The 17,120-nt window shown below is 68.3% G+C and carries 16 protein-coding genes; 5 read left to right on the top strand and 11 right to left on the bottom strand.

Annotated elements, in window-relative coordinates:
* Positions 1-13 precede the first annotated feature (13 nt).
* Positions 14-547, top strand: coding sequence for a TetR/AcrR family transcriptional regulator (locus ACZ4UV_RS32705; RefSeq protein ID WP_467842780.1), 534 nt, complete (start codon positions 14-16; stop codon positions 545-547).
* Between the two features lie 88 nt (positions 548-635).
* Here the strand turns inward: ACZ4UV_RS32705 and ACZ4UV_RS32700 are convergent, their stop codons facing one another.
* From ACZ4UV_RS32700 to ACZ4UV_RS32675, 6 genes are all read right to left on the bottom strand, one after another.
* Positions 636-1,205, bottom strand: a complete 570-nt coding sequence (locus tag ACZ4UV_RS32700) for a TetR/AcrR family transcriptional regulator (protein ID WP_467842777.1) — start codon at positions 1,203-1,205, stop codon at positions 636-638.
* 247 nt (positions 1,206-1,452) lie between these two features.
* Positions 1,453-2,751, bottom strand: a complete 1,299-nt coding sequence (locus tag ACZ4UV_RS32695) for an SNG1 family protein (RefSeq protein WP_467842774.1) — start codon at positions 2,749-2,751, stop codon at positions 1,453-1,455.
* A 594-nt stretch (positions 2,752-3,345) separates the two neighbouring features.
* Positions 3,346-3,999, bottom strand: a complete 654-nt coding sequence (gene lipB / locus ACZ4UV_RS32690; protein WP_467842771.1) for a lipoyl(octanoyl) transferase LipB — start codon at positions 3,997-3,999, stop codon at positions 3,346-3,348.
* Positions 4,000-4,200: 201 nt separating this feature from the next.
* Positions 4,201-4,644, bottom strand: coding sequence for a hypothetical protein (locus tag ACZ4UV_RS32685; protein WP_467842768.1), 444 nt, complete (start codon positions 4,642-4,644; stop codon positions 4,201-4,203).
* Positions 4,645-5,410: 766 nt separating this feature from the next.
* The gene (locus ACZ4UV_RS32680) at positions 5,411-5,896 is read right to left on the bottom strand and encodes a DUF6114 domain-containing protein (protein ID WP_467842765.1); all 486 of its coding nucleotides are present in this window, start codon (positions 5,894-5,896) and stop codon (positions 5,411-5,413) included.
* A 118-nt stretch (positions 5,897-6,014) separates the two neighbouring features.
* Positions 6,015-6,629 (bottom strand): DUF6230 family protein, encoded by a 615-nt coding sequence (locus ACZ4UV_RS32675; protein ID WP_467842762.1) that lies wholly within the window; start codon positions 6,627-6,629, stop codon positions 6,015-6,017.
* Positions 6,630-6,901: 272 nt separating this feature from the next.
* Between ACZ4UV_RS32675 and ACZ4UV_RS32670 the strand changes: the two genes are divergently transcribed.
* The gene (locus ACZ4UV_RS32670; RefSeq protein WP_467842759.1) at positions 6,902-7,612 is read left to right on the top strand and encodes a MerR family transcriptional regulator; all 711 of its coding nucleotides are present in this window, start codon (positions 6,902-6,904) and stop codon (positions 7,610-7,612) included.
* Between the two features lie 91 nt (positions 7,613-7,703).
* Here the strand turns inward: ACZ4UV_RS32670 and ACZ4UV_RS32665 are convergent, their stop codons facing one another.
* Complete coding sequence (locus tag ACZ4UV_RS32665) at positions 7,704-9,881, bottom strand: MMPL family transporter (protein WP_467842756.1); 2,178 nt, start codon at positions 9,879-9,881, stop codon at positions 7,704-7,706.
* A 265-nt stretch (positions 9,882-10,146) separates the two neighbouring features.
* On the opposite strand from ACZ4UV_RS32665, the gene ACZ4UV_RS32660 reads away from it, so the two are divergent.
* Both ACZ4UV_RS32660 and ACZ4UV_RS32655 read left to right on the top strand, forming a co-directional pair.
* Positions 10,147-10,782, top strand: coding sequence for a TetR/AcrR family transcriptional regulator (locus ACZ4UV_RS32660; protein ID WP_467842752.1), 636 nt, complete (start codon positions 10,147-10,149; stop codon positions 10,780-10,782).
* Positions 10,783-11,070: 288 nt separating this feature from the next.
* Positions 11,071-11,904, top strand: a complete 834-nt coding sequence (locus tag ACZ4UV_RS32655) for a PIG-L family deacetylase (RefSeq protein ID WP_467842919.1) — start codon at positions 11,071-11,073, stop codon at positions 11,902-11,904.
* Between the two features lie 398 nt (positions 11,905-12,302).
* Here ACZ4UV_RS32655 and ACZ4UV_RS32650 read toward each other — a convergent pair whose 3' ends face one another.
* From ACZ4UV_RS32650 to ACZ4UV_RS32635, 4 genes are all read right to left on the bottom strand, one after another.
* Positions 12,303-13,460 (bottom strand): L-dopachrome tautomerase-related protein, encoded by a 1,158-nt coding sequence (locus ACZ4UV_RS32650; protein ID WP_467842749.1) that lies wholly within the window; start codon positions 13,458-13,460, stop codon positions 12,303-12,305.
* Between the two features lie 24 nt (positions 13,461-13,484).
* The gene (locus tag ACZ4UV_RS32645) at positions 13,485-13,751 is read right to left on the bottom strand and encodes a nuclear transport factor 2 family protein (protein ID WP_467842747.1); all 267 of its coding nucleotides are present in this window, start codon (positions 13,749-13,751) and stop codon (positions 13,485-13,487) included.
* Positions 13,752-13,816: 65 nt separating this feature from the next.
* Positions 13,817-14,629, bottom strand: a complete 813-nt coding sequence (locus tag ACZ4UV_RS32640; protein WP_467842742.1) for an oxidoreductase — start codon at positions 14,627-14,629, stop codon at positions 13,817-13,819.
* A gap of 788 nt (positions 14,630-15,417) precedes the next feature.
* Complete coding sequence (locus ACZ4UV_RS32635; RefSeq protein WP_467842739.1) at positions 15,418-16,059, bottom strand: TetR/AcrR family transcriptional regulator; 642 nt, start codon at positions 16,057-16,059, stop codon at positions 15,418-15,420.
* Between the two features lie 147 nt (positions 16,060-16,206).
* Here ACZ4UV_RS32635 and ACZ4UV_RS32630 point away from each other — a divergent pair, with 147 nt between their 5' ends.
* On the top strand, positions 16,207-17,118 hold the full coding sequence (locus ACZ4UV_RS32630; protein ID WP_467842736.1) for an SDR family oxidoreductase: 912 nt from the start codon (positions 16,207-16,209) through the stop codon (positions 17,116-17,118).
* The last annotated feature ends 2 nt before the right edge of the window (positions 17,119-17,120 follow it).

Here is a 17,120-nt window from a genome sequence, read left to right as displayed (position 1 = left end):
CCACAATGACGGCATGGCCAGGATCAGCGCGCAGGAGAGACGCGAAAGCGTCGTCAGCGCAGCGATCGCCGAGTTCGCGCTCAAGGGCTACCACGGCACCTCCACCGAGGCGATCGCCAAACGCGTCGGCGTCACGCAGCCGTACCTCTTCCAGCTCTTCCCGGGCAAGAAGGCGATCTTCGTCGCCACCTTGGTGGGGAGCATGGAAGACACCCGCCTGGCTTTCGAGCGGGCGACCGACGGTATGGAAGGCAGCGAGCAGGCCCCGGGCGCCTTGGCGGACGCGTACGCGCGGCTGATCTCGGCGCACCCCGAAACACTCCTGATGCAGATGCAGGGATACGCCGTCGTCGCGGCCGCCGAGGCAGAGGGCGATGACCAGACGGGGGAGCTCGTTCGGGCCGGCTGGATGAGACTGTGGGAAACCGTGCACCTGTCGCTCGGGGCCGACACCCACGAGACCACAAGCTTCTTCGCCTGTGGCATGCCCGGCAACACTCTTACGGCCATCGGGCTTCCGTCCGATTACAGGGAAGCAGGGGCCTGAGGCCATGGGCGCTGCTCCGGCCTGCCGGAATCGGACATCAACCCGAAAGACCGCTTCGGTCGCCGATCCTGCTCGAAGACGGGGCGGATCAGTGCATGTCTGCCGCATCGAGCAGGGTGACCACAGTGGGCGCGATGAGCCCGGCCAGATTGTCGGCGCCGATCCCCGCGCGGGCGCTGGCGCCGTCGAAGAGCAGGATGAGCTGCCGGGCCAGCAGGTCAGGGTTGCTCGCCCCACCCTGTTCGGCCTCGGCACGGAAAAAGGCCGTCAGGTCCGCTTTGATCTGGTAGGCCACCCGGCTCGCGGGGTGGGTCTGATCCTTGAGCTCGATCTGCACAGCCAGGTAGCGGCAGCCTCGGAACTCGGCCGCACCCGCCTGCGACTCCACCCGCTCGAAGACGTACAGGATCCGCTCACGGGGGGAACGACCATCGTCCGCCGGAGGCAGGGCCATCGCCACGAAGGCAGCGGAACGCTCCTTCAGGCTCGCCGCCAGCAGTTCATCCTTGCTCTCGAACAGCTGGTACATGGACCGCTTCGACACCCCCGCCGCCTTGCACAGCGCCTCGACGCCGACGCCGACACCGTCGCGGTAGGTGAGCGTGGCCGCGGCCTCCAGCAGCCGCTCCCGGGGACTTTGCTTCACTTCGGTAGTCATACCGCGAGGGTAACTCGAATCGGACGAAATAGAAACCGATCGGTTTCCATGCCGAGGTTTCCATAGGATGCCGGGGAGATGCCCGCCGCCGTGCGGACGCCTGAAGCCCAGTCAGAGGCTCGGCGACAGTCTCGGGGGAGAGGCCGTCGCCGAGCCCTGATGGTGCGTGCGCCTCTCGTCCCCACGGGGGCGCCGCACACCGGGGCCACTCCGAGTAATGGCCCCGTCTTGGGTGAGCCGCCTTCCGCTACGCCGGGGCAGCCGTCTTCGCGGGCTCCTTCTCGGCGGGGATGCGGTGCAGCCCCTTGCGGTCGTACCAGCCCGTCACGCCGAAGCCGAAGAGGGCGGCCGCCGCGAGGCCGACGGCCATCATGACCCAGCCCCGGGTCAGGCCGGCGTCGGCCTGGGCGTCGTAGTAGAGGATCGAGCGGATGCCGCCGGTGATCTGCCGCAGCGGCTCGAACTCCGCCAGGAAGCGGTAGAAGCCGGGCAGCGCCTGCAGCGGCGTGGTGGCGTTGGCCGTCGGCACCGCCATCCCGATGAAGACCAGAGTGACCACCAGCATGCCGGGCGTGCCGAAGACGGCGAGCAGGGTGAGCGCGCCGATCCCGGAGACCGCGATGGCGCACACCGAGTACAGCCACAGCAGGGGCAGATGGGCGGCGTGCATCCCCATGAGGCCGACCGCGCCCGCCATGACCAAGCTCCCCATCAGCAGGGACAGGCCGGCCATGAGGGTGCTGCTGATGGCGAGGGTCTGCACGCGGGTCGCCCGGATCAGCGGGCGGTGCAGGCGCAGCGGGCCCATGTCGTTGTGGGTGTAGCCGAGGGCGTGGTCCACCTGGCCGCTGATGACGTTTGCGGAGAGCATGCCGCAGACCACCAGGACGAGCGCGTAGTAGAACGCCGTCAGCCCCAGGCCGCTGTGCGAGTCGAGCGGATGACCGTCCTCAACGATGACGGCGGCCGGGTCGGCCAGGAGGACGCGCACCGCGGCGGGCAGCTTCTCCCGCCCAGTCCCACCTTGGGCCGTCAGCTCCTTGCCCACCTGGAGCGAGGCGTGCTCGGCCGCCTGCGTCGTCGCCATCCGGGCCAGACTGGAGCCCACACTGCCGGCGGACTGATTGGTCAGCACCGTCAGCGTCGGACGGGTCGGGGTCCCGGTGGTCGCGGCGCCGGTGAGTGCGGTGGTGGCGGAGGTGAAGTCGGCGGGGACGACGAGCGCGCCGTACAGCTTGCCCTTGCCGATCTCCTCCTTCATCTCCTTTTCATCCATCACCTTCCAGTCGATCTTGTCCCCGCTCGCGGTGGATTTCTTGATCGACTCGGTGATCTGTTTCCCCAGGTCGACCTGCTTGCCGCCGACAGCGGCTCCCTTGTCTGCGTTGACCAGACCGACGGGCAGATTCTTCATGTGGTCGACGGGATCGATATTGGCCCCGACGTAGAACACGGTGAACAGCAGCGCGAGTACGCCCGTGATGACGCCGTTGGCGATCCACAGGGGTCTGGCACGCAGGACGCGGAACGGGTGAATCCCACTCATGACTTACTCCGGTCTCGGACAACACACTGATATCCGGAGAAGGGCGGACAGCTTCATTGCGGTCCGGCGACCCTCGGAACGTTCAATCCCGGCATACACGGCCGTCGACACGGAACCGGGCATGCAGCACTCCCACCGGACTCCGACTGGTGAAACCGGTCGGTTTCAGGCCCATCGTAAACCGATCAGTTTACAAATTCCAAGTCGCGGCGCTGGCCCATATCCCAGCAGCGCCAGGAAGCCGCATGCGGCGCCACCCCTGGCATCGGGTCGCTTCGAGCCGCGAGTGGAGCGGCTCGCTTCAGGTCACACAAGCGGTCCAGGTCCGTCCCGCCCAGCAGTCGCCATTGCCGGCTCCCGGTGACCTTCCCGGCTCCAGATGATGGCCTCGATCTGCCTGGGCCCGGATGAAGCCGATTCCGTGCTCTACCCGCTCGATCGACACCGGCTCCCTGCCGAGCTGGAGGTTCACGGCCAGTTCTCCGGTGGCGTCTGTGGCGGGAAACGCCGGGCCGGTTCGGCCCGTGGCCGACGGTCTGCGAGAGGCGGGGACTGGAAAATGAGCGGCGGCACCAGGCAAGCACCTGCCCCGGCTCAGGAGGGTGTGCGCGTTGGCGCCAGCTCGGCTGTTACGGCGTCGGCTACAGCGTCCCTCACTTGCGCCTCCGTGGGCGTGGGCCGGCCGAGTTCGGCAGCGAGTTGAGCCAACGAGGTCATCCGGACACCGGGCAGGGCGCAGGCCGTGAACGTGCTGTAGACGTCGAGGTCCGGGTCGACGTTGAGCGCGAATCCATGGCTGGTGACGCCGCCGCTGATGCGCATCCCTATGGAGGCGATTTTGCGGTGGCCGGGGGTCCACACGCCGACCAGGCTCTCGGCGCCTCGGGGTGTGTCCCGGCGTATCGCCTCGAATCCCAGTGATCCCAGCGCACGGATCAGGGCGTTTTCGATCCGTCGTATCAAGCCGCGCGGGCCCAGCTCGCGTACGTTCAGCACGAGATACCCGATCAGCTGCCCTGGCCCGTGATAGGTCGCGTGACCTCCCCGGTCGACTTCGACCAGGCTGATCGGTGAAGCCCGTTCCGGCAGTTGGTCGGCCGGTGTCCGCGCCGTGTAGGTGATCACGGGAGGGTGGGTGAGCAGAAACAGCCGATCCCCGGTACGCCCCTGCTTCCGCTCGGCCACCCAACCGGCCATGTCGGCCTGCGCCACCTCATACGGCACCTCACCCAGATCGACCCGCTCCATATCCCTTGCTTGCATTACCTCTCCTGTGCCCTTTGAGACGACGTCGCCTCGCGCCGCGCCTGCGAAAACCCGCCCCCGACGAACAGACCACGGCCGTGGCTCTCGCCGCTGCACCAGCAGACCACCGTGCGTGCGACACAGTCCCGCGGTCAGGTGTCGTCACCCATGACCACGACCAACCACAGCCGCTTGGGGCTGGCTTCAGCGTGGCGTTCCGTACCCATGGATCCCCGGGATGGCGAGTTTTCCGCCTGTCTGGCCGGCCTGGTCGATGTCGGCGTTGTCCAGGCCGAGTTGGAGCTTGAGGTCGAGCTTCCCGACCGTGTCGTAGAGCCACTCCGGAATGGTGTCCGGGGTGAGGTGCAGGCGGAGGACGGGTGGTGCGGGAAGGTTTTCGATGCTGGAGAGGGTGCCTGTCAGGCTTTCGACGTACATGGTGATGTCTCCTCCCCGGAGCGTGGAGGTGGAACCGGGTGCCCCGTCGATGTGCTGGATCTGCGGGCCGACGGGCACCGCCATCTTCAGGTCGCGGATCGTGACCGCCGCCGCAGTGAACTTGAGCACTCGCTTGGGCCCGGCGGCTGTCTCCACGGTCACCACGCCGCCGAAGACGAGGTCGTGCAGTTCGAGGCGTCTCCCCTTCATGTTCCACGCCTCGGCGGAGAATCGGCCGGCCTCATGTTCCTCGGGGGCCTTGAGGTCGCTGATGTCACAGGTGCGGGGAGTTCCTTGGGGCGACTCCGGTCGGGGCGACGGCTCGGCGGTCCGGTGGCTGGGGGTAGGTGATGCAGGCGTGGTGGACAGCCGGGGCTCGGGCGGTGCTGTGGCCTCTGGCCGCGAAGTGGCCGAGCTTGGTGCAGGGCTCGCGTGGAGTGAGGGGCTCGCGTCGGGTGACGGGCTTTGCTGCTCGGCCTCGTCGCGGAAGAGGGGACCCAGGATGTCCGCAAGGCTCGTTGTTGCGGAGGTTGCGCTGGGCGAGGGGGTGGGAGTGGCGGTCGGTGCTGGGGTCGGGCCCGCTCCCTCGTCGTCCGCGTGCGACGGTGGCTTGACGGGCTCCCCACTCGGGTGAGTGCCGGCCGTGCGCGGGTCCGCGGACCGGGTGGGGTTTGCGGGACTCTCCGTCGCAGAGGCTGAGGTGTCGTCGGGACGGGCGCAGTCGACACCGCTGGTTCCAGGCGCGCCTGACCCCTCTTCGGAAACGGAGAGCGCCGCGGTGGCGCTCGTGTCGGCGGACTCGGGCAGGCGTTGGCTTCCCAGGATGAGGGCGGTCGGCAGCGCGGTCAGCGCGAGTGCCCTCCCGACCGGCAGACGCAGGCGCGTCAGCGCGGACGTACGGGGGATGGCGTGCCGGCCCCTCGGTGGTCGAGCGAAGCGGAGGGCTGCGGCCTCGTTGCGGGTGTCGGGCGACTGGTCACTCACTCCCCTGCCCTCCCGCCCGGCCGGCGGCGGCCGACGGCTCCTCGACGCCGTCGGGTATGTCCTCCGGGTGCCCGTCCACCGGGCCCCACGCCAGAGCCAGGAGTCCGCCCGACGCCGCGAGCAGGGTGCCGACGAAGAATCCGCCGAAGTTGGAGATGGGAAGCGACAGCACGCCGAGGAACACCGCGACGCAGCCGGCGAAGAACCTGATGATCGGCTGGAACCAGAGGAGTCCGCCGAGGACGATCAGAGTCAGGCCGATGACCAGGGACCCGGCCCCCGCGGTGGTGGACATCGCCACGGACAGGGCGCCCAGGGAAAGGTTGAAATACGGGAAGTAGATGATGGGCGCGGCGGCAAGGAGCACCAGCAGGCCCGCCCAGAAGGGGCGGGTGCGCCGCCAGGCCCGGAAGTCCCGGCGAGCGCGGGTGAAGCCGCTGTCACTGCGGGGGTGCGCGGGTGCACCGGCACTCGTCATGTGGTAGCTCCCAAGTCGTGAGTGGGTGAGGGTGTCCGCGAGGACGATGGGGCGCTGCCGCCCCCTGGGCAGTCGCCGGCCGTTTGCGCGCACGGGAGACGAGGGGGCGGGAGCGAGGTCAGAAGCAGTCGTGGCGGCCGGCCGCGACGTTCATGTGCAGGCCCGCCAGTTCGAACGTTCCCGCAGTCGTGGCCCAGACCTTCTGGTGGGCGTCGATGATCTCGACCGCGTCCGCCTGCTGGGCGTAGCCGTCGGGATCGACGTGGTCCTTCGGGTTGACCTGGCCCTTGCTCATGGAACCGGTGGCGACGCCGATGTCGACGTTGGTGAAGGTGCCCTTCTTCGCCTGGAGATCGGTCATGTCGATGTACAGGTCCTTGGCCTTGGCCGGCGTACCGTCCCCGCCGGCCTTGAGCGTCATGGTGTAGGTCCCGAGGACAGGTATGTCCACCGGGACGGACTGGCACATGTCGGTGACCGTCGCGTTCTTGATGGACGAGACGGAGACGGGCACGTGCTTGCCGTTCTTGGCGACGTCGACCGTGGCGTAGTTGCCGAATCCGGTGCCGCTCAGCTTGCCGGCCGAGACCTGGAAGTCGGAACCGGAGATGCTGAACGACGCGGCCAGTGCGCCCTGGGCCATGGAGACGGCGACCGCCGCGGTGGCAGCCACCGTCGGGACCGCACCGATGGCGAAGCGCTTCCAGTGGGTCTTGCCGATTCGCTGGGACATGGTGTGGTTCTCCGTTGTCGAGGCGTACGAGACGACCGGACCCAGAACTGACTGGCCGGGCCCGGAGCTGGGGAAGAACTACGGCTGGGTGTGGCCGTGGCGGTGCAGGCGGCTTCCGCGGGCGCATGTCGTCCACACGCACGGAGGAAGTGGCACACCGAAGAAGCACTCGATAGCGTTACTACCGAGTGCTCGATAGTGGCACTATCGATCCCGTCGGGGCAACCCCCGGTAACGCGATACTGGTGGGACAGTTGAGCGTGAGGGAGCGCATGAGGATTTCAGAGCTCAGTCGCCGGTCCGGGGTACCGGCCGCGACCATCAAGTACTACCGACGGGAAGGGCTGCTGCCCGAGGGCCGCGCGCTGAACCCGACCACGGTCGAGTACGGCGAGGAGCACATCCAGCGGCTCCGCCTGATCCGTTCCCTCATCCAGCTCGGCGGGCTCTCCGTCGCCCGCACCCGGGAAGTACTCGAAGCCGTCGACCGTCCACTGGATGCGTTCGAGACCCTGGGCGTCGTCCACCATGCACTGCCCGTGCCCTCCGCGGAGACGGACGGGAAGAACAGCGCCGACAACGAGGACGGTCCCGGAGTGGAGAGGGCCGCCGGCGAGGCGGTACCGGGCGGAACCGCCGCGAGGGTCGACGCTCTCATCGAGAACATGGGCTGGCGGATCTCCGACGCGTCACCCCACCGCCCGGCACTCGCCGAAAGTCTCGCCGCGCTGAGCCGCCTCGGCACCGACTACACGGCCGACGACCTCATCCCCTACGCACGACTCGCCACCTCCACCGCCGATTTGGACTTCGCGCAGTTCGAGGGGATCGAGGACCGCATCGCCCTCGCCGAGCGGGCGGTGGTCCTCACCGTGCTGTTCGAGCCGGTCGTCCGGCTGCTACGGCGCCTCGCCCAGGAGGACGCGAACCACCGTCGCCATGATCGCCGTGCGTGCGGGCGGGGCGAGCATCCGGAGGAGTGAGTCCCCAGCAGTGCCCCGCTGACACCCCCGCTCGCGACGGCAGCGAGCGCCGAAGTGCCCAGGTGAAGGCACTTCGGCCTCTCGGGAGGGTTCAGCCCGTGGCGACGGGGACCCGCTCATCGGTGTCCTCCGGCATGTCGGTCTCCTTGATGCCGAACCGGTCGTAGAAGCGGGCGAGTGGGCCCGGAGCCCACCAGGCCGCTCTGCCCAGCAGTCTCATGACGGCCGTTCCCAGCAAGATGCGCACCACCAGCACGTCCACCAGGACCGCGAACACCATGCCGACGCCGAAGAGCTTGATGGTCAGCACATCGCTCATCCCGATCGCGGCAAGCGGCACGCACATCAGCAGCGCCGCGCTCACGACCAGGCGGCCGATGGACTGCAGCCCGGTCGCCACGGCCTCCGTGCTGTCGCCCTGCTTGTCGTACTGCTCCCGCATCCGGGACACCAGGAACACCTCGTAGTCCATGGAGAGCCCGAAGATCAGCGCGAACAGCATGATCGGCATGTTGGGCTCGATGTTGCCCGTCGGATCGAAGCCGAGCAGGTTGTGCAGATGGCCGTCCTGGAAGATCCGGACCAGGACGCCGAAGGTCGCGGTCAGCGACAGCATGTTCATCGCGATGGCCTTCAGCGGCAGCAGCACCGAGCCGAACGCGAGGAACAGCAGGAGGTACGTCATCACCGCGATGTAGAGCAGCATCCACGGCAGGGTCTCGCCCAGTGCGTCCAGGGTGTCGTCGTAGACCGCCGACTCGCCACCGAAGTACGCCCGGGCGCCCGGCGGTTCGGGGACGTCCTTGAGCCGGTTCACCAGGTCGCGCGCGTGGGTCGAGACGGGATTGCCGTCGTAGGTGACCGACACCCGGGCCGTGGTGCCCTCGACTCCGGTGATCCGGGCGCTCGTGGCGCCCTCGGTGGCGCCGAGCCGCTCGGCGTACGCCTTCAGCGCCGCGCCCTGCTCCTTCGAGGTCCCGTCGGACTTCAGCACGAGCAGCGAGTCGATGGACTTCACCGCGTCACCGTCGAAGTCGTGCTCCATGGCGTCGAAGACCTGGCGGCCCTCGGAACTGCTCGGCAGCTGCTGCGCGTTGATGGAGCCGAACTCGATCTTCGAGAAGGGCAGCGCGAGCGTCAGCAGCAGGCCCACCGCGCCCACCACCACGACCCACCGCCGCCGCATCAGACCGTGCCCGAACCGGTACCAGGCACCCTCCCCTGCCGCCGCCGACCGCCCTGCCTTCTTACGGCGCAGCGGGAAGGCGTTGACCTTCGGTCCCATGACGGCAAGCAGCGCGGGCAGCGCGACCAGTGAGAAAAGCACCGCCAGCAGGACCGCGGCCACACCGCCGTACGACATCGACTTCAGGAACGTCGACGGGAAGAGGGTCAGGCCGGCCAGCGCCGCCGCGACCGTGGTGCCGGAGACCATCACGGTGCGCCCGGCCGTGGCGAGAGTGCGCCCGATCGCCGCTTCGCCGGTGTAGCCGGCCGCCAGTTCCTCGCGGTAGCGGCTGACGATCAGCAGGCCGTAGTCGATGGCGACCGCGAGACCCAGGATCGTGACCAGGCTCATGGAGAACACGGACACGTCGGTGATGTTGGCGATGGTGCGCAGGACGGCCATCGAACCGAGGATGGAGAGCACGCCGACGAGCAGCGGGAGGAAGGCGGCGGTCAGACCGCCGAACACGACCAGCAGGAGCAGGAAGAGCACGGGGGCCGAGATGATTTCCGCGGTTCTCAGGTCGTGTTCGATCTTCTCACTGGCCTGGTGGCCGGTGGGCACCGTTCCGCCCTGCAGCGTCTGAAGGCCGGGTGCCGGGATCTTGTCCTTGACCGCCTTGTACGCGTCCTCCTTGGCCTTCTCGCTGCTGCCGTGGAGGTTCAGGGCGACGTAGGTGGCGTGCCGGTCGTGGCTGACCTGCGCCGGCATCTTGGTCGTCCAGAAGTCCAGGTAGCCGGTAACCTCCGACTTCGGCAGGGACTCCAACTGCTGGACGACCGCCTGCTGAAAGGACGGGTCGTCGACGGTGCGGTCCTCGTCCCGGTAGACGATCACCGCGTCGGGTGTCCGCTGCGGGAACGCCTTCTCGGCGATGTGGGCCGCGCGCACGCTGTCCGAGCCGGGGTCCTGGAAGCCGAGCGGTGTCAGCGAGCCGAAGACTCCGGCACCGTAGGCCCCGGACAGGACGGCGAACAGCAGGGTCAGTATCAGCACCGGCTTTCGCCTGCGGTACAGCAGACGCCCAAACCCCTCAGACATGACTTCTCCTAGATCGTTAGCCAGCGCCGCGCAGGACCATCTGGAGGTCGGCGCCGAGCAAACCGTAACAGCGTTTTTATTGCTCGCCGCAACGCTGTTGCACGTCTCTCATTCGGAGAGGGGTCGAGCCTCTCTGCTCTGACCTGCTGGTATGCAAGAGAAGCTCGTGCGGAGGCGGCGGGTCCTGACGCGGGGCTGAGCGGACGACAACAAGCCAAGGAGATACCGGGAAGCATTCGTAACGGCGTTGTCATACGATGGCGCCATGGCCAGGCTCAAGACACATAACGAAGCACTCCGGCTCCGGCTCCTGCACCGCGCGGCCGCCACGGTCTTCGACCGCGGCACTGCCGCGCTGAGCCTGCGACAGCTCGCTGCGGACGCGAAGACCTCGACCACGGCGGTCTACTCGCTGTTCGGCAACAAGGCAGGGCTGCTCAGCAGCCTGTACGAGGAGGCCGCGCGGCTCTTCGTCGCACGCCTGGCAGCCATCCGTCCCACAGACGACCCGGCTGGCGACGTGATCCGACTTGGGCTCATCTATCGCGAATACGCCATCGCCAACCCGCATCTTTACGCGATCCTCTTCTCCGACCGCAGCGTCCATTGCCCGTCCGAGTCGGAGTCGGAGGGGCCCCGTGAGGCCATCGAGACCTACCGGCCCCTCGTCGACGCCGTGCGGCGCGGACAGCAGGCAGGGCAGTTCAGTTCGGAGTCCGACCCGGAGGTCATCGCGCTGTCGGTCTGGGGAACGGCCCATGGCCTGGTGTCCCTGGTGCTGTCGGGGAACGAGCCGCCCGGGCTCGCGGTCGCCGACTGCTATGAGCGGGCCCTGGGGGTATTGGTAGCGGGGTGGCAAGTGAGCGAGGCGAAGGTTCAGGGGTTCGCGGACGTGCCGTGAGTCCGGAGCCGGTACCGCTTCGGACCTGAACGTACGGTCCAGTGGGGCTCTTTCGGGTCGCGTCCCGCGAGGTGGTACGCGAGTCCCCGCCGCCGTGGCCGGTCCATCCGGTTTGGGCCCGTTCCGAGATGATCAGTTGTGAAATGATTAGTTGAAGGACGGCAGCGGGTGAACCCAGGCCGGTCGAATCCTAGGGGACACCGGACGGACTCGGCGGGTTGCGGGCGGTCACGTACCTCAGTGCCGCAGACTGGCGCCGATTGCTTGACCGACCAGGGGATGGATTTCATGGCTGACCGGCCTTTGACGCTGATGGCAGTGCACGCCAACCCGGACGACGAGGCTACGGGCACAGGCGGTGTCCTGGGGCGTTATGCGGCGGAGGGCATCCGCACGGTGCTTGTCACGTGCACCGACGGTAGCTGCGGTGACGGTCCGAGGGGAGCCAAGCCGGGCGACCCCGGGCATGATCCGGCTGCCGTTGCCACGATGCGTCGAGGCGAGCTCGAAGCGAGCTGTGACGTCCTGGGGGTCGGGCATCTTGAGCTGCTCGGGTACGCCGACTCCGGGATGATGGGCTGGGCGGCCAACACCGCGCCCGGATCGTTCTGGAGTACGCCCGTCGATGAGGCAGCCGCGCGGCTGGCCGAACTGATGCTGCATTACCAGCCCGATGTCGTCGTGACCTACGACGAGAACGGGTTCTACGGCCACCCCGATCACATCCAGGCGAACCGGATCACGATGGCAGCGCTGTCGCTGACCGGACTGGCGTCGAAGGTGTACTGGACGACGGCGCCGCGCTCCATGATGAAGGAGTTCGGGCAGATCATGCGCGAGTTCGGCGCGGAGTGGGAGGAGCCAGGTCCGTCCGAGGCCGGAGAGGGGCCTGAAATCGGCCTGCCCGACGAGGAGATCACCACGTGGGTGGACACCACCGACTTCGGCAGCCAGAAGTTCGACGCGCTGGCCGCGCATGCCAGCCAGGGTGAGAACATCTCCTTCCTGCGGATGGGCAAGGAGAGGTTCACGCAGCTCATGGGCGTGGAGACGTTCGTCCGGGTCCACGACACCACCGGCGCGCCCTTGCCCGAGAACGACCTCTTCGCCGGCCTGCGCTGAGCTCCAGTCGGCGGCCGCCCTTCGGACACACGGACAACCGCAGCCTGCACACGCTGCACCCCGAGCGACGTTGTCGGAGCCTTCCTCAAGGCGGACGACGCGCGTGCTGTCCTCGTTGAAGGCCAGGCCCCTCGGCGCCAGCCACACCGCGAGCTGCTGCTTGACCTGTCGGGCCTGTTCCTCGCTGACGCACAAAGCCACCAGATCGTCGGCATAGCGGATCGCCACGGGGTGCCCGGCTCCAACCTACTGGCGTGCCTCATCCCATCAGGGATGGTATCCCCCCGGCGGCTTCATCCAGCCCATGCAGGGCGACGTTCAACAGCGTCGGGCTGATAACCCCGCCTTGTGGAGCCCTCTCCTCCGACCAGGAGGCTGCCTGACGCCGGCCGGAGAGGTCACACGAGCCTGACCGGCCCGGCGTCGATCGGCAGGCGGACCAGGAGGTAGGGCTTGCGGCGCAGGTCCTGGCCCTCGTGGAAGGGCGCCAGCCGGTCGAGTTGGTTTGCGGTGGCGTACAGGTGCCGGTCCGAGGCGACCGACAGAGTGTCGATCCAGTTCAGGTCGGTGCCCTGGGCGAGGGTCCGGTAGGTGCCGTTCGGGTTTCTGCGCCAGATAGCGTTGTGTTCCAGGTCGCCGCCGTAGAGCCGTCCCTTGTCGTCGCTCTCCAGGCCGTCGGCCATCGGCTTGAACCCGAGGTTTTCGACTGTCGCCGCGACCTCGGCGTCCGTGGCGTCCGGGTCGGCGAGGGCGTCGGTGGACACGCTGTGCAGTCGGCGGCTGGACAGCGGGCAGTAGTAGAGGCGCGTGCCGTCGGCGCTGAGAGCGATGCCGTCGGAGCCGGTCTCGTAGTACGTGGGCTCGCCGCCCGCGGGGCGGACCATGAAGGGCTGGCCATCGATGACCGGAAGGAACTGCTCGTCCGGGAGCGTCGAGGGATGTCCGTCCAGTCGCCGCCAGGAGCGGCCGGTGGCGAGGTCGACCACGATGATGCCGTTGGAGCCGCCCGAGTCGGTGATGAACGCCGTGCCCTGGGCGCCGCGCCGCAGGTCGAAGCGCACGTCGTTGGGGTAGCTGTTCGCCGGCACCACCTCGGGCGGGAAGAGGATCTTCCGTACGATCCGGTTGGTGCGCAGGTCGACGGCCACGAGCTTGGGGCCGCCGTAGGAGGACCCGGCGAACAGCGGGCTTCCGGTGTCGAGGATCCACAGTCGGTCGGCCCCGTCGACGACGACGCTCTGCACCGACTGGAAGTGCCCGGCCAGGTCGGAGGCGTCCTGGCGGTTCACCTCGGCGTCGGGGTAGGCCACCGGCTTCCCGCCCCGCAGTTCGGCGACGGTGAACGGGACGTCGTCGCCCCAGCGGGGAAAGTTCACGAAGATGCGGCCGCGGCACGAGACGGTGACCCCCGTCGGCATCGCGCCCCAGAAGCGGGCAACGACCTCGTAGTGACCGGCTGTTGAACCGGAGGGGGATGCGGAGGCGTAGGCGGGTCCGGCGAGTTGGGTGGCGGCCAGCGAAGCGGTGGTCGCCGTAAGGAACGTACGTCGGTTCATGGAAGCGTCTCCTGTTGGGTCAAGTCACTGGAAGGCGCGGCGAGTCGCAAGTGGCGGCCGCCACCAGGAGTGCTGTCCGCCGAGGACACCGACGTCCTTGACCGCCGCGAACGCCACGGTCAGGAAGTCGCGCAGCTGGTCAGATCCCTCGAAGCGGAACTGGTCGGTGAGCGGCGAGCTGAGCACGACGTCCGGGCTCAGGCACGCGACCGCGGCGTCGACATCACCGCGTTCCTCGGCGGAGCGCCAGCGTGCGATGGTAGTGGCGGCGGAGTGCAGGGTCTCGGACACGGGTCTCTCCCGGTATCAACGGCACGAACGGGTTTGTGGGTGGCGGGATGCGCGGGTGGCAGATGTCAGCCGTTGAGCTTGTTCATCGTGCGGATCTGCTTGTCCAGGACCCAGGCAGGAACGAAGCGGAGCATGCGTGCGCGTGCGGCCATGGGACCGGCGGCGTAGCGCAGTTTCGGCTTCGCGTCGGTGGCTGCCGTGACGATCGCCTTGGCGACCACGGCCGGGTCGTCACCGGCCTTGATCGCCTCTGTCATCAGGCGGTCGAAGACGTGCCGCTGGTCGGCGTAGGTCTGCAGGGGGGTGTCGGGCTTGGTGCTGTTGGCCTCGAATCCGGTGTTGGTGTAGGCGGGTTCGACCAGGAGCGAGCGAACCCCGTACGGGCGGACCTCGTGGTCCAGGGACTGGGAGTAGCCCTCGATCGCGTGCTTGGACGCGCCGTAGACGGCCATGTAGGGAGCGGGGATGAAGCCCTGCACGGACGAGAGGTTGATGATGCGTCCGCGTCCCTGGGCACGCATGTGCGGCAGAACCTCTCTCACCATGCGCATGACCCCGAAGACGTTGATGTCGAAGACGCCCTGGGCCTGCGCGAGTGAGGTTTCCTCCGCCGCGCCGATCGAGCCGATGCCGGCATTGTTGACCAGGACGTCGATCCGCCCGAACCGCTCGATCACCTGCTGGACCACGGCGGTGACCGACTTGTCACTGACCACGTCGAGGTCGAAGAACGTCACACCCTGGAGCGGGGTGACGTGTGAGGTGTCGCGGCCCGTGCCGGCCACCTCGAAACCCGCCGCGACCAGCGCGAGCGCAGTCTGCTTGCCGATACCGGAGGACGCACCCGTCACCAGGGCCACCGGCCGATTTGTCGTCATCACGCACTCCCGAAGCCATCTGGGAAACCGGTCGGTTTCCCCTTGGTCTCACTGTAAACCGATCGGTTTCCAGTGCGCAAGCTCAAGCACGGAACTGATCCCGGGTCGCGTCGCCGGCCGGCTTCAAGTCGAGCTGACTGACGCCCGCCGGCATGGCGGCACGCGCCGGATGAGCAGGCGGGAGAGACGCGACAGCACCATCAGCGCGCTGCGATCGCGAGTTCGGGCCCAAGGGCTGCTACGGCATTTCCGCCGAGGCGATTGCCAGGCAGACCGGTGCCACGCAGCCGTACCTCTTCCGACTCTTCCCGGGCGAGAAGGCGATCGCCGCCACCTTGACGCGGAGCACGGAAGAACGCCCTCCTGGCGTTCGACAGGTGGCCAAGGACGGGCGGCACGAGCGGGCCTCACGCGCCATGAGCAGCTCAATGGCGATCGGATACTTGCGGCTGGTCTCGGCACACCCCGAAAACGCTGCAGACGCAGATGCGGGGATGCCTGGTCGCGGCAGCCGCCAGGCACACCAAGCAGCAGAAGCCCTCGGCGGCGTCGGGTGGGACAGGCACGAGCCCGACGCCGTCGACGATGATCACCAGCTGGGCGCAGTGCTCGATTCTGGCGAATGCGTCCACCGCGCGAATGGACAGTGGCTGCGGTCGAGGACGCAGGCACCTAGCGGGTTTGGGCAGCTGCGGGCGCCCAGCGACAGTGGCAGGGCCTGTCCGGTGAGCAGGGGGTGTGGGCTGCCGTCCGGTGCAGAAGCTCCTGAGGGAATCCGGCCTGCCTGATCAGAGCTGATCGCTGATGGCTCGGTAGGCCGCGATGTACAGGGTGTGGCACAGGTCGATCAGTTCTTCGACGGTGGCCCTCTGGTGGCCGAGCGTCCAGTCCACGAGCAGTTCGTTGACTCCGCCGACCAGACTCATCGCGGTCATGGTGAGCCGGCTGGAGGAGGCTTCCGGGTCAGATGGCGGTCCGACGACGGCGGCGACCATCGCGGCGAATTCGTGCAAGACGTCACGGCGCCGCACTTCGAGGCGGGGGCTTGCGCCCACGACCTCGATGAGCACCAGGCGGGCCTTGCGGGCGTCGCCGGCCAGTGTGCGGATGAAGACCTCGAGTCCGGCGCGCAGCTGGGCGTCGACATCGGGTGCGGCAGCGGCTGCGGCCTGCGCGGTCTCGGCGATGATCGTAGTGATCAGCTCGTCGTAGACCCCGGCGAGAAGGTCTTCGCGGTCGCGGAACGACTCGTAGAAGTAGCGCTCGGTCAGTCCGGCGTGCGAGCACACCTGCTTGACGGAGACCGAGGCATATCCGGCTGTGCCGAACAGGTCGAGGCCCGCCTGGATGAGGCGGGTGCGGCGCTCCTGCTGTCGCTGCGCCGCGTCGCGTCCGCCGTAGCGCCGCCCGGCGGTCTGTGTGCCGGTCATTTCTCCCCTTCGCAGAGGTGTTGACACCGGTGTGCTCCGAACTGACACTCTAGCTTGTCAGTTCATCTGACATGGCGTCGTGTCAGACGAGCGCGAGGTCCGCCGGCCGCTCGGCGCTCATGCTCAGGGCAAGAAAGGGGCTCGATCGTGGCAGCACCGCCCAAAAACTCGTACGCGTCCAGCCGGAGAGACCGCGACAGGCTCCCCCGCGCACAACCGCTGACCGGCCGGGTGATCGCGGTCACCGGGGCGGGCCGCGGAATCGGGCGTGCCGTCGCGGCCCGGCTCGCCGCGGCCGGAGCGGCCGTGGCGATCGGCGATCTCGACGCGGAGCTAGCCATGGAGGCGGCTGGTGCCATCGGCGCGCATCCCGGTGGCCAGCTGCTCGGGCTGTCTCTCGACGTCACCGACACCCATTCCTTCGATGACTTCCTGCGCACCGTCGAGACCCGGCTGGGGCCGATCGACGTACTGATCAACAACGCCGGAATCATGTGGGTGGGCCCCTTCGAGCAGGAACCGGAGGAAGCCGCCCTGCGCCAGTTCGACGTCAACGTCCACGGCGTACTGCGCGGGATGAAACTCGTGATCCCGGGGATGCGGAAACGCGGTCGCGGCCACGTGGTGAACATCGCCTCCGCCGCCAGCAAGGTCGCCCCGGCCGGCGAGGCGACCTACGCGGCGACGAAGCACGCACTCCACGGCTACAGCACAGCCGTCCGCGCCGAACTGCGCGGCACCGGCGTGCACGTGTCCCTGGTGATGCCCGGCGTCGTGGACACCGAGCTGGCCGTGGGCACCGCGACCGGACCCACCCGACGCCTGACGACGGATCAGGTGGCCGACGCGGTGCTCGACGTCGTGCTGCGCCCGCGGTTCGAGGTCTTCGTTCCACGCCAGGTGGCCGCCCTGACCCGGTTGGCCGCGGTGCTGCCGGGCCGAGCCCGCGACGCCCTGCATCGCCTCCTCGTCCCCGACCAGCTCGCCGCCCTGTCCGACCGGTCGGTCCGCGCGGCCTACGAGCAGCGCACCCGGACCGCCCGCCATCCCGAAAGTTGAGC

It is taken from the genome of Streptomyces sp. NPDC028289 (assembly GCF_055565975.1).
The sequence above is the reverse complement of the archived record's forward strand: the minus strand, read 5'-3'. Positions and strand labels throughout refer to the sequence as shown.